The organism is Streptomyces sp. NPDC050418 (assembly GCF_044458745.1).
Classification (GTDB): domain Bacteria; phylum Actinomycetota; class Actinomycetes; order Streptomycetales; family Streptomycetaceae; genus Streptomyces.
Genome location: NZ_JBITIG010000003.1, coordinates 252193 through 265297, shown reverse-complemented (window position 1 = coordinate 265297; position 13105 = coordinate 252193). Strand labels below are relative to the sequence as shown.

Sequence of the window (13105 nt, the reverse complement as noted above, 5' to 3'; positions counted from 1 at the left end):
CTCAAGTCAGCAGATCGGGTTCGCTGCGGCTGATGTCCTGCCACAGCGGCTGGTAGTTGATCCACGCCGCGAGGTCCGTGCCGAGCTGGTCTCGGGTCGCGACGGCCTGCTTGGGGGCGATCAGATGTGTACGGCCCGCGGCCCGCGCCGCCAGCTGCACCTGGCTGCAGCGGTCCATGGACACGAACCACCAGGCGGCCGCGTCGACCGTGTCGCCGACGGTCAGCAGACCGTGGTTGCGCAGCACCATCGCCTTGTGCGGGCCGAGCGCGGTGGCGATACGGCGCCCTTCGACGGGGTCCACGGAGACGCCGGTGTACTCGTCGTAGAGCGCGTGGTCCTCGTAGAACGCGCAGCTCTCCTGCGTGATCGGGTCGATGTGCTCGCCGAGCGCGGCGAGCGCGCGGCCGTGCACCGAGTGGCAGTGGGCGACGGCGACCACGTCCGGGCGCTTGGCGTGCACGGCCGCGTGCACGGTGAACGCGGCCTGGTTCACGTGGTAGCGGCCTTCGAGGACCTTGCCCTCGCCGTTCACGAGGATCAGATCGCCGACGGTGATGTGCCGGAAGCTCATCCCGAACGGATTGACCCAGTAGCAGTCGGTGAACTCCGGGTCCCTGGCGGTGATGTGCCCGGAGACCCCGTCCTCGTACCCGTACCGCCCGAAGAGCCGCAGCGCCCCGGCCAGCCGTTCCTTGCGATGGCGCCGCTCGTCCTGCGTGCTCTGGTGCTGCGGCGGCATCGCGAACTGCAGTGTCCGTGCGGGTACGGGTGTCGGAGCGGTCATGTTCCCTCCCTGGCCAAGGCGTTGGCCCGGAAGGTACCTCCGGTGATCGCAGGAGGCCAGGGTCAGAGCCGGCCGATCGCGGTGGGGTCGAAAAGCGGTGTGCCGCCACCCCCACGGGGCAGCGGCACACCAGGCGGTCATGGGGAGGTCACTCCCACTCGATCGTCCCCGGCGGCTTCGACGTCACGTCGAGCACCACGCGGTTGACGTCGGCGACCTCGTTGGTGATGCGGGTGGAGATCTTCGCGAGCACGTCGTACGGCATGCGCGTCCAGTCCGCCGTCATCGCGTCCTCGGACGAGACCGGACGCAGGACGATCGGGTGACCGTAGGTGCGGCCGTCGCCCTGGACGCCCACGGAGCGGACGTCGGCGAGCAGGACGACCGGGCACTGCCAGATCTCGGCGTCGAGACCGGCGGCCGTCAGTTCCTCGCGGGCGATCGCGTCGGCGTCGCGCAGCAGGTCGAGGCGGTCCTTCGTGACCTCGCCGACGATACGGATGCCGAGGCCGGGGCCCGGGAACGGCTGGCGCTGGACGATCTCGGCCGGCAGACCGAGCTCCTGGCCGACCATGCGGACCTCGTCCTTGAACAGCTGGCGCAGCGGCTCGACGAGTTCGAACTCGATGTCGTCGGGCAGACCGCCGACATTGTGGTGCGACTTGATGTTCGCGGTGCCGGTGCCGCCGCCGGACTCGACGACGTCCGGGTAGAGCGTGCCCTGGACCAGGAAGGCGACCTCGGGGCCGTCCTCCTGGAGGATCTCCAGCTGGGCCTGCTCGAAGACGCGGATGAACTCGCGCCCGATGATCTTCCGCTTCTCCTCGGGGTCGGAGACACCCGCGAGCGCGTTCAGGAAGCGCTCCTCGGCGTCGACGACCTTGAGGTTGGCGCCGGTCGCGGCGACGAAGTCCTTCTCGACCTGCTCGGTCTCGCCCTTGCGCATCAGACCGTGGTCGACGTACACGCAGGTCAGCTGGTTGCCGATGGCCTTCTGCACGAGGGCCGCGGCGACCGCGGAGTCCACGCCGCCGGACAGACCGCAGATGGCGCGCTTGTCGCCGACCTGGGCGCGGATCGCGGCGATCTGCTCCTCGATGACATTGCCCGTGGTCCAGGTCGGCTTGATGCCGGCGCCCCGGTACAGGAAGTGCTCGAGCACCTGCTGGCCGTACGTGGAGTGCATGACCTCGGGGTGGTGCTGCACGCCGTACAGCTTCTTGTCGTCGTTCTCGAACGCGGCCACCGGGACCAGGTCCGTGGACGCCGTGACGGTGAAGCCCTCGGGGGCGGCGCTGCACGCGTCGCCGTGCGACATCCACACCGGCTGCTCGGCCGGGGTGCCCTCGAAGAGGGTCGAGCTGACCTTGGAGACGTGCAGGTCGGTGCGGCCGTACTCGCGCGCACCGTTGTTGTCGACGGTGCCGCCGAGGGTGGCGGCCATCAGCTGGAAGCCGTAGCACATGCCGAAGACCGGGACCCCGGCCTCGAACAGCGCGCGGTCCAGGCGCGGGGCGCCCTCCGCGTACACGGACGAGGGGCCGCCGGACAGGATGATCGCGGCCGGGTTCTTGGCGAGCATCTCGGCCACCGGCATGGTGCTCGGGACGATCTCGCTGTAGACCCGCGCCTCACGCACGCGACGGGCGATGAGCTGGGCGTACTGCGCACCGAAGTCGACTACGAGAACCGTGTCGGGGGCGGCGGCTGCGGGTGAACCTGGCACTGTGTGCGGCCTTCCGGCGGGAGTGGGCGAGGGCCCAGGGGGACTGACGAGCCATAGGGCTCTCTTTTGTCGATTCTAACGGGGGTACGGGGGTGACTTTTCGTCTCAGCATCCGAACGGTGTGACGCTCACCATGCGGGCCGGGAGCGGAAGCGAATTGACGGGTCCGACGGGCTTGGGTCCATACTGGGCCCGTGACCAAGCACACCCTCGCGTACTTCGCGTTTACCTATGGCAACCGGCCCACCGGCTGCCATGGTCGTGCTGCTTGATCCACTGACAAGCGACTTACCAGGCGCCCCGGGCCGACAGGCCCCGGGCGCTTCGTCGTTTCCGGGGCCGAACGGACCGGGCACCCCACACCCCGAGGAGCCCACCCCATGAGCACCGCACTCGACGCCACCGGCGCCCGTTCCACCGACGCCGCCGAGCTGATCACCGGCGCGCGCGACCGCATCGACGCGCTCGACGACCGCATCATCGGTCTGATCCAGGAACGCATGGCCGTCTCGGCCGTGATCCAGGAGTCCCGGATCGCCTCGGGCGGCCGCCGCGTGAACCTCTCGCGCGAGATGGAGGTCCTCGCGCACTACAGGGACGCGCTGGGCAAGCCGGGCACGGCGCTCGCGATGACGATGCTGGAGCTGTGCCGCGGCCGCATCTGAGCCCTCCGCCGTCACCCAGCCCTCGCTCCGCCCTCACGTCCGCACCTGCGTTCGGTCCGCGTCTCACCCGTACGGCACCGTGACCGGCCGCCGCCGCGCTTCGTTGGTCCCGTTGTCCGTGCCAGCCAGGGGCGGGCCCGTCAGAACCACGCGTGGCTCCGCCGGAGCGATGAGACGCGGGGACTGTTCACGCAGCCCGCGTCGTGGGACCTCGCTCCGGTCCGTGACCGGTCGGCAGGGGACAGCAGCCCGGTCACAGTGAAGATCGGCCGGCTCCGGGGACGCCCGGAGCCGGCCGACGGTCCCCTCCCCCGTCCTCACTCCGTCTCCCCATTTCCCGCCCTCTCCCGACGTGACGAAACGGTTGCGCAGCCGGCGCACCATCGCGCACGATGCGTAGAGGCCCGGAAACCCCACAGCAGTACCGGACTCTCGTATTGCCATTGGTCCACACCACTCGAGCGCCCCCCGAGCGCCGGGTCGCACACCGGCCCGCACAAACCAGCGGCGCACTCCCCCCTGGCGCCGCACCCCGGCCCCGACGCCGCCCTGACGTCGGAGCCGACAGCGAAGAGCCCCGCGGATCCGTTCCGCGGGGCTCTTCGCTTGGCCGGCGACTGCGCGCCGTACGCCAACTGGCGCCGGTACGCGCCTACTTGACGGCTTCCAGCTTCTTCACCTGGGCGTCCAGGAGACCCGCCGGGATCTCGGACGGCTTGCCGTTCAGGCTCATGCCGTAGAAGACGGCGACGGTCGAACCGCTGCGGACCACGTTGACGGCCATCGACATCTTCTCGCCGTCCGACTCACCGCTGATGCGGTACGCGACGGCCTCGTCGCCGGCGTCCGGAGCGGTCTCCTCCGCGACGGTGCTCTTCACACCCTCGGAGTCCGTGAAGCCCTTGCATGCCTTCGCCGCCGTACGCACGTTGCCGAGCACCTTCTCGGCGTCCGCCTGCTCGTGGGCCGCGAGTCCCACGTACGCCATGGCGCTGAACTTGACGTCCGCGCCGCCCTTGCTGGTGGTCGCCTTCGGCTTCGGGTCCGTGGTGTCGCTCAGCACATCACCGAGCGGCTGGCACTCGGCGCCGACCTTCTCCTGGTCGGGGGCGGCGTCCTCGCTGCCCTGACCGGAGAACTTGAAGCCCTTCACGTCGGAGTCCCCGATGATCGCCTTCTTCAGCTGGGCCTCGGTGAGCGCGGGCGCCGCCTGCTCCTCGCCGCCACCCTGCTGACCGGCACTGGACTTGTCCTTGGACGAGTCCCCGCCGTCGCTGCCGCTGTCACCGCTGCACGCGGCGGTGAGGCCGAGCGTGGCGACGACGGCGGCCGCGACGACGACCTGGGACAGCTTCGACTTCTTCACTTGGATCCCCACTTGTTGTGTACGAACTGGCGCGCAGTCGTCCGGTACGAACTGGCGCGCCATCAAAGCGTTTTCACCGGCCGCACCGCAAGCGCGTTCGGACAACGATCCGGGTTCGGGGCCGGACAGCAAGATCCTTTGTGATTCACCCCACATAAGAATCGCGTGAAGTCGGCACAACCATTCACAGGAACCGCAGGTCAACCATGCGTAACAACGGCCACGTGCGTGACTTGCCGACGCGGGGGCCTTCCACTTCGTGCCGCGCTAGGCGTGGTGCGCCGGACTTCTACCGAGGTCAACCAGATGAAGCTTCGCCGTTCCCTGGCAGCAGCGGCCGTGTCGGCCGTCATAGCCCCCGCTGTCCTTCTCGCCGCGCCCGCCGCGTTCGCCACGGATGAGCCCGTGTCCTCCGAGACGACTGCTTCGACGGAGCCGGGTACGGGGGAGACCTCCGCCGAGGAGACCGAGCCCACCGAGGAGGCCAAGCCGACCGAGGGCACCACCGAGGAGACCAAGCCCACCGAGGAGGCGAAGCCGACCGAGGGCACCACGGAGGAGGCCAAGCCCACCGAGGGCACCACCGAGGAAGACGGCGCGGAATCGGACGAGGAGCAGGAAGGCGACGACAACGCCGGCTCCGAGGACGAGGACGAGGACGAGGACGACACCCGGATTCCGTACTGCTTCGAACTGGACGAGGAGTTCGAGCAGGACGCCATCCAGTCCAAGGTGTCGGGCCTCCCGGGCAAGATCGTGGCCGGCAGCGGCTGGAAGAACTTCAGCCTCACCATCACGAACAAGTCGGATGCCGACCTCCGCGATGTCGCCTTCTACGTCGAGGTCGACAACTTCGAGTTCGAGGACGACACGAAGGCGCTCCGCCACTTCATCGACCTCGAGTTCCGCGACCCGGCCAGCGGCCAGTGGGTCAACATCGACGAGGCCGTCGAGCAGAGCTACTACTTCTGGGGCGTCGAGACCATGAAGTCCAAGGACTTCGTGAAGGCCGACCTGCGGGTGAGCATCGCCAAGAACGCCCCCACCGGCGACGGCTACTCCTTCGGCGCCGGCGGGTACCTCGGCAACGTCAACGGCGAGGACTGCATCGCCGAGGACTACGCGGGCTCCGACCTCTACTTCGAGGTGCTGAAGCCGGGCAGCTCCAACGAGAACCCGGGCGAGGCCAAGCCGGGCAAGGGCGACAAGGACCCGAAGCCGGGCCCCGACACGAGGCCGCAGGGTGACGTCGAGGAGATCCCGGTGAGCGGCAACCTCGCCGAGACCGGCTCCAGCTCGCAGCTCCCCGTCATCGGCCTCATCGGCGGCATCACCGTCGTCGCCGGTGCCGGTGTCGTCTTCGCCGTGAAGCGGCGTAAGGGTGCCGAGGCGTAACAGCCCGGCCCGCACAAACCGTTGAGGACCTGCGCTCGGAGGGGGGCGCAGGTCCTCAATGCGTTGCGGGGGGGGATGGCGATGGCCCCGGGTTGCTCAGGACGACTGGGAGCGGACCTTCGGCATCCCGAGGAACGGGAGCTTCAGCGCGCCGAAGGCCGACTCCGGGACCGCGGGCGCCGAGGGCGCCACGGGGGCCAGGCGCTCGTACGCCGCGCCCTGTTCGGGACGCGCGTCCGCCTCGCCCTTGTTGGGCCACAGCGACATCGCCCGCTCCGCCTGGGCGGTGATCGTCAGGGACGGGTTCACGCCCAGGTTCGCCGAGACCGCGGCGCCGTCGACGACCGAGATGCCCGGGTGGCCGTACAGCCGGTGATACGGGTCGATCACTCCCGTGTCGGACGACGCGCCGATCGGGCAGCCGCCCAGGAAGTGCGCGGTCAGCGGGGTGCCCATCAGCTCGCCGATGTTGGAGCCCGGGAAGCCGTTGATCTCCGAGGCGAGCAGCGAGGCCGCGCGGGTGGCCGCCTCGATCTGGTTCGGGTTCGGTGCGCCGTGGCCCTGGCGTGCGGTGAGCAGGCCCTTCCCGATGCCGCGCGGTTTGCGGTACGTGGTCAGGGAGTTGTCCAGGGACTGCATCACCAGGCCGATGATGGTGCGCTCGGACCAGCGGCGGTTGGAGAGCGACCGCAGCACGAGCACCGGGTGCCTGACGCTGTTGCCGAGCCAGGCGAGCACCCTGCGCGACGAGTACGGGACCTGGAGGATCGTCATCCCGCCCATCGCGTTCGAGCCCTTGCCGTAGCGCACCGGCTCGATGTGCGTGTCGCCGTCGGGGTGGATCGACGAGGTGATCGCGACGCCCTGCGTGAAGTCCGCCCGCTTCGTGCCGTGCTGCTTGCGGTAGCGGCGGTCGGTGGTCTGGGCGCCCACCAGGGCCTCGGAGTTGGTGCGGGTGAGGTCGCCGAGCCGCTCCGACAGACGCGGCAGCAGACCCGTGTCCTTCATCCGGTGCAGCAGCGTCTGCGTGCCGTACGTGCCCGCCGCGACGACGACCTTCTCGGCGCGGAACACCCGGCCCGCACCCTTGCGCTTCTTGTCCGTGGGCAGCGTGGCGACCGCGTAACCGCCCTGCGAGTCCTCGGTGACGGAGACGACCGAGGTCATCGGGTGGATGACCGCGCCCGCCTGCTCGGCCAGGTACAGATAGTTCTCGTTGAGGGTGTTCTTCGCGCCGTGCCGGCAGCCCGTCATGCACTCGCCGCACTCGGTGCAGGCCTTGCGGGCGGGTCCGGCACCTCCGAAGTACGGGTCAGCGACCTCCGTACCAGGAGAGGCTTTTGAGGATCCCTCGGCGTCTTCCCCGTCGCCGAAGAAGACCCCGACGGGCGCCATGTGGAAGGAGTCGCCGACGCCCATCGCCTCGGCCGTCGCCTTCAGATGGACGTCCGAGGGCGTCATCGTCGGGTTGAGCCGCACGCCGAGCATGCGCTGCGCCTGGTCGTAGTACGGCTTCAGCTCCGCCTGCCAGTCCGTGATCGCCGACCACTGCGGGTCGTCGAAGAACGGCTTCGGCGGTACGTAGAGCGTGTTGGCGTAGTTGAGCGAGCCGCCGCCGACGCCGGCGCCCGCGAGCACCATCACGTTGCCGAGCAGGTGGATGCGCTGGATGCCGTAGAGCCCGAGGGCCGGGGCCCACAGGTAGTTCTTCAGGTCCCAGGAGCTGCTCGGCAGTTCATCGCGCGTGAAGCGGCGGCCCGCCTCCAGGACGCCGACCTTGTAGCCCTTCTCCGTGAGGCGCAGAGCCGACACGGAGCCGCCGAAGCCGGAGCCTATGACCAGGACGTCGTAGTCGTACTCCACCGGTTCCTGTGCGGCGCTCATCGCAGCCTCAGCGCCTTCATCGCCCGCAGGCTGCGGCTCATGAACGCCGCGTACTTCTCGTCGCTCATCCCGAACGACGGCGCCATCGGCATGATCCGCTGGTGCGCCACGGTCTGCGCCTCGGTGTACTTGAGGATGCCCTCGGAGCCGTGCCGCCGCCCGAGGCCCGAGTCCTTCATGCCGCCCATGGGCGACTGGACGGAGCCGTACGCGGGCGCGTAGCCCTCGTTGATGTTGACCGTGCCGGTCTTCAGGCGCGCGGCGACCTCGCGGCCGCGGCGGGCGTCCTTCGTCCAGACCGAGGAGTTGAGGCCGTACGGCGTGCCGTTGGCCTCGTCGATCACGGCGTCCTCGTCCGAGAAGCGGTAGACGGAGACGACCGGTCCGAAGGTCTCCTCGCCGCACACCGCCATCGGCGTCTCGACGCCGTCGAGGATGGTCGGCTCGAAGAAGTACGGGCCGATGTCGGGGCGCGCCACCCCGCCGGCCACGAGCGTCGCGCCCTTGGCGACGGCCTCGTCCACGTGCCGGGTCACGGTCTCCAGCTGACGCTCGCCGACGAGCGAGCCCATGTCGGCCCCGTACGCGAGGGAGTTGCCCAGGCGCATCGCCTTGGTGCGGGTCGCGAAACGCTCGAGGAACGCGTCGGCGATCGACTCGTGGACGTACAGCCGCTCGATGGAGATGCAGAGCTGACCCGCGGACGAGAAGCAGGCGCGGACCGCGCCCGCGGCCGCCTTGTCGAGGTCGGCGTCCTTGAGGACCAGCATCGCGTTCTTGCCGCCGAGTTCGAGCGAGACGCCGACGAGGCGTGCGGCCGCGCCCTGGGCGACCTCGCGGCCGGTGCGCGTGGAGCCCGTGAACGAGACGTAGTCGCCGTGCTTGACCAGCTCGGGTCCGACGACCGGGCCCTCGCCGAGCACGACCTGGAAGACCTCGGCCGGAAGCCCGGCCTCGATGAGCAGGTCACGGGCCCACAGGGCGGTCAGACAGGTCTCGGTGTCGGGCTTCATGACGACCGCGTTGCCCGAGACGAAGGCCGGGAGCGCGTCGCCGACGGACAGCTCCAGGGGGTAGTTCCACGGGGCGATCTGGCCGACGACACCGCGCGGGTGCCGCAGCTCCGTCACCTTGGTGAGCGTCGGCACGGCACCCGTGTGGCGCTTGGCGCGCAGATACGAGGGTGCCTTGCGGCCGTAGTGCCGGGCGGCGACCGCGACGGCCTGCACCTCCTCGTGGGCGTGCAGCCGCGCCTTGCCGGTCTCCAGCTGGATCAGGTCGAGCACCTCGGCCTGGCGCGCGAGCACCAGATCGTGGAAGCGCAGGAGTACGGCGGCGCGCTTGCGCACGGGCACCTGCGCCCACACGCGCTGCGCCTCCCGCGCGCGCTCGAACGCCGTCGCCACGTCCTCGGGCGTGGACTCGGGCAGATCGGCCAGCTTCTCGCCGGTGAACGGCGAGTGGTTGGCGGTGCGGCCGGAGCCGACGACGCCACGGGTGAGCTGGGCGACCAGCTCGGGCGTCACCACATCGGCGGCGGTGCGCGCGCCCGCGGGGGCGGGGGCGACAGGGTTGGTGCCGGTGGTGCTCTTCTCAGGGGCCTGGGCGTCCGTCATGAGCGTGAGCGTACGGCTCCGGCACGTGTTTGTGTACCCGTGGGTAACGGGGCTTCACGGGGTCCGCACACTGCGCCAGTGGCTGCTGGCAGCAAAGGGGCTGATCAGGGGGTTGTCCGGGTGGGCAACCCCCTGAAGGTCACGCTTCGGTCAGCGTAGGGACTACTTGATCGACAGGCTCTGCACCGCGTGCTCGGCGACCTGTCGGCCGCGCTCGGTGAAGTCGCTCTTCTCGCCGGGGTAGTAGACGAAGAGCTTGTACAGATCGCCGGCGCCGTTCTTGACGTACATGATCCGCACCTCGCGCGGCCCGGCGTCGTCGGGCGTCCACTTCACGACGTTCTCCGCGGAGGGCTTTCCGTCGTGCTTCGTCTCGGTGGTGTCGACCTTCGACTCGATCGAACCGTTCAGCGACGCGGTGCCCTTGCGCAGTTCCTCGGCCTCGGCGTTGGCCGCGGCGACGGCGGTGCCGGGGATCTTGCCGTACTCGTCCTCCGCCTTGCGCAGGACTTCGAGCCGCAGGGTGACCGAGCCGCTCGTGTCCCCGTACTGAAGCCAGTGCTCGTCCTTCTCGAACTCGTCCGGCTCACCGGCCGGTACGTAGTTCTGCGGCATGCCGACGCTGGCGTTGAGGCCCTTGAACGGCTGGTCCTTCCAGGGGCCGCCCTCCTCGTCGGCGCCGCCGAACGGGTTGGCGACGGCCACCCCCAGCGCGATGGCGAGAGCAACGAACGCCGCCCCCACCCCGTACGCCACCTTCTTGCCGACCCGGAACCCGCCCTCCGGACCTGAACCCGAGCCCTGGCCCGACGTCATCAGCTGCGTCGCCGCCTGCGGAGCCGGCGGCTTGACGGCCTCCTCCAGGAGGCGGCGGACCGTTGCCGCGTCCGGGCGGTGGCCGGGGTCCTTCTGCAGCAGACCGTTGATCGCGTCCGCGAGCGGGCCCGTCGCCGAGGCCGGCGCGGCGGGGGTCGCGTTGAGGACGGACTGGAGCGTCGCCGGGGTGTTGGTGCGGCGGAACGGCGAGACGCCCTCCGTCGCCGCGTACAGGACGACGCCGAGCGACCACAGGTCGGAGGCGGGACCGGGGCGCTGCCCCAGGACCCGCTCGGGTGCGATGAACTCGGGCGAGCCGACGAAGCCGCCCGTGTCCGTCAGATTGGTCTCACCCTCGATCTGGGCGATCCCGAAGTCGGTGAGCACGACACGGTCGTACTGCCCGAGCATCACGTTGTCCGGCTTCACGTCGCGGTGCAGGATGCCCGCCTTGTGCGCGGCCTCCAGTGCGCCCAGCATCTCCAGACCGACCCGCGCCGCCTCGCGCGCGCCGAGCGTGCCCTCCTGGAGCGCGGCGCCGAGCGAGCGGCCCTTCACGAACTCCATGACGATCCACGGCTGGCCGTCCTCGACCGCCACGTCGTGCACGTTGACGACCGCGGGGTGGTCGAGCCGGGCCGCCGCGCGCGCCTCGCGGCGCATGCGCTCGAAGGCGGTGGCGCGCTCGCGCTCCGGCAGGTGGTCCGGGACGCGCGGCTCCTTGACCGCGACCTCGCGGTCCACGGTCTCGTCCTTCGCGCGCCACACGGTGCCCATGCCGCCGTGCCCCAGCTTGGAGAGCAGCCGGTAGCGCCCGGCGACGAGCCGGCCCGCTCCCGGGTCGGGCTCGGAGACGACCTGCGTCGGCATCGCGGCACCGGCGCCAGGACCGGGCGGCGGCTGCGGGGCGCCGGGCGCGGCGGGGCGGCCGGAGTGCACCTGCGTCGGGGCGTTCTCCTGGGCATACGGATTCGGCGTGCCGGGCCCGGGCGGTGTGCCGTAAGGATTGTGCTGCCCGTGCTGCCCATGCTGTCCGTGCTGCCCGCCCGGACCGTTCTGACCGCCCGGCCCCTGCGCATAGGGGCCCTGCCCGTGCGACTGCTCCGGCGGACGCAGCCCGAAGCTCGTCGGTTCACTGGGCGGGAAGGGCGTTCCCCCGTCGTTACTCATGGCTCATCCCTATCGCGTACGACGCCCCGGATTCCACCCCGGTCACCGACCCGTGACGAGACGTGCGCGTTTTCACGGCACCGGTGTCGGCGTATGCCGCTTATCTATGGTCAAATACGGCGCTTTCGAGCCACCTGGAGGCCCCCGACGCAGGCGGCCCCACGACGCGATGGCCCCTACGGCTCCGTCGACTCCGAGGGCCGCCAGCTCCGCAGCACCTGGTCGAACTGCTCCCGGGTCTTCTCCCAGTCCCCGGCCGGCCCGGACATGTAGATCGCGTACTCGGTGCCGTCCGCGGTCGTATAGAGCTGGTCGATGGCGCGCCGCTTCCCCTTCGTCACGCCCTTCGTCTCGGTCCAGGTGAACTCCCAGACCGCGCCCTCCCGGTCGCGGAAGAAGTTCGAGCGCAGTTTCACCCGGTCGTACGTGGGGAGGCGGCCCATGCCCTGCTTCTCCATGTCGACCACGTGCTGGTACGCGTTCTCGAAGTCGGGCTCCTCGTCGATCGCGATCCGCAGCAGATGGCGGCCGTCATCGGGCGTGTAGTCGATCTGGTCGCCCTCGGTCTGCCGCTTCCAGCCCGGCGGTACGAGGATGCTGAACCCCGCCGCGTCCTTGACCCGCTTCCAGCCCTTCGGTGTCGTGCCGACCGTCTGCCCCGTGTCGGTGTCCCGGCGCTCCACGTACGTGAGGACGCCGTACGCGGCGGCCGCACCGACCAGCGCGGCGGCGAGCGTCAGACCGATGACGGCACGGAACCGGCGCCGCCGCGGGGGCGCGGGCGCGTGGTGCCCGGGCGCGTGGTGCCCGGGCGCCTGGACCGCGTCGAGTTCGTCGGCCGCCACCCGGCGCGTCGGCACATACGCCTGCGCGGACTGCGGGGAACGCCCCTCGCTCACCTCCGCGAGCATCTGCCCGACGTCCTCCACGGAGGGCCGCAGCTGCGGGTCCTTGCGCAGCAGCGCGGTGATCACGGGCCCGAGCGGACCCGCGTACGGGCTGTCCCGCGGCTCCTCCTCGACGACGGCCTGCATCGTCGACAGCGGCGAGGTGCGGCGGAACGGCGACTCGCCGTCGACCGCCGCGTAGAGCGTCGCGCCGAGCGCCCACAGGTCCGAGGCCGGTCCGGGGGCGTCGCCCCGGACGCGCTCGGGCGCCAAGTAGTCGAGGGAGCCGACCAGTTCACCGGTCCGCGTGATGGTCGCGTCGCCCTCTATCGCGGCGATCCCGAAGTCGGTGATGAGGACCCGGCCGTCGCGCGCGAGCAGGACGTTGGCCGGTTTGACGTCGCGGTGCAGCACCCCGGCCCGGTGCGCGGCGGACAGCGCGCGCAGCACCCAGAGCCCGATCCGGGCGGCCTCGGCGGGCGCGACCCGGCGTTCCTCGCGGATCGCGTCGGCCAGCGAACGCCCTTCGACGAGCTCCATGACGATCCACGGCCGCTCGTCGTGCTCGAAGACGTCATGCACGGTGACCACGGCCGAGTGGTTGATGCGGGCCGCCGCGCGCGCCTCCTTCTGGGTGCGCGCGAGCAGCACCGCGCGCTCGCTCTCGCTCGCATAGCGGGCGGCCGTCAACTCCTTGACGGCGACCACCCGGTGCAGCACCTCGTCGTGCGCGCGCCACACCTTGCCCATGCCGCCGTGGCCGAGACTGCCCTCGATCCGGTAGCGGCCCATG

The 13105-nt window shown here is 70.6% G+C and carries 9 protein-coding genes; 2 read left to right on the top strand and 7 right to left on the bottom strand.

All coding sequences use genetic code 11. The annotated features are described in order from the left end of the window. Position 1: 1 nt before the first annotated feature. On the bottom strand, positions 2-787 hold the full coding sequence (locus ACIBI4_RS08635; protein WP_399202900.1) for a class II aldolase/adducin family protein: 786 nt from the start codon (positions 785-787) through the stop codon (positions 2-4). 148 nt (positions 788-935) lie between these two features. Continuing rightward, positions 936-2513, bottom strand: coding sequence for a glutamine-hydrolyzing GMP synthase (guaA, locus tag ACIBI4_RS08630; protein ID WP_399202899.1), 1578 nt, complete (start codon positions 2511-2513; stop codon positions 936-938). A 380-nt stretch (positions 2514-2893) separates the two neighbouring features. Here guaA and ACIBI4_RS08625 point away from each other — a divergent pair, with 380 nt between their 5' ends. Next, positions 2894-3178 (top strand): chorismate mutase, encoded by a 285-nt coding sequence (locus ACIBI4_RS08625; protein ID WP_399202898.1) that lies wholly within the window; start codon positions 2894-2896, stop codon positions 3176-3178. A 652-nt stretch (positions 3179-3830) separates the two neighbouring features. Here the strand turns inward: ACIBI4_RS08625 and ACIBI4_RS08620 are convergent. Further along, the gene (locus ACIBI4_RS08620; protein WP_399202897.1) at positions 3831-4544 is read right to left on the bottom strand and encodes a hypothetical protein; all 714 of its coding nucleotides are present in this window, start codon (positions 4542-4544) and stop codon (positions 3831-3833) included. A gap of 306 nt (positions 4545-4850) precedes the next feature. On the opposite strand from ACIBI4_RS08620, the gene ACIBI4_RS08615 reads away from it, so the two are divergent. After that, positions 4851-5939, top strand: a complete 1089-nt coding sequence (locus ACIBI4_RS08615) for an LAETG motif-containing sortase-dependent surface protein (protein ID WP_399202896.1) — start codon at positions 4851-4853, stop codon at positions 5937-5939. A 96-nt stretch (positions 5940-6035) separates the two neighbouring features. Here ACIBI4_RS08615 and ACIBI4_RS08610 read toward each other — a convergent pair whose 3' ends face one another. The 4 genes from ACIBI4_RS08610 to ACIBI4_RS08595 form a co-directional block, all read right to left on the bottom strand. After that, positions 6036-7823, bottom strand: coding sequence for a GMC oxidoreductase (locus ACIBI4_RS08610; protein ID WP_399202895.1), 1788 nt, complete (start codon positions 7821-7823; stop codon positions 6036-6038). Beyond that, positions 7820-9439 carry a succinic semialdehyde dehydrogenase gene (locus ACIBI4_RS08605; RefSeq protein WP_399202894.1) on the bottom strand — a complete coding sequence of 540 codons (1620 nt, stop codon included), beginning with the start codon at positions 9437-9439 and terminating at the stop codon, positions 7820-7822. Before ACIBI4_RS08605 ends, ACIBI4_RS08610 begins: the two co-directional genes overlap by 4 nt. Before the next feature lie 162 nt (positions 9440-9601). Further along, on the bottom strand, positions 9602-11425 hold the full coding sequence (locus ACIBI4_RS08600; RefSeq protein ID WP_399202892.1) for a serine/threonine-protein kinase: 1824 nt from the start codon (positions 11423-11425) through the stop codon (positions 9602-9604). 176 nt (positions 11426-11601) lie between these two features. After that, positions 11602-13104, bottom strand: a complete 1503-nt coding sequence (locus ACIBI4_RS08595; protein ID WP_399203229.1) for a serine/threonine-protein kinase — start codon at positions 13102-13104, stop codon at positions 11602-11604. Position 13105: the final 1 nt, after the last annotated feature.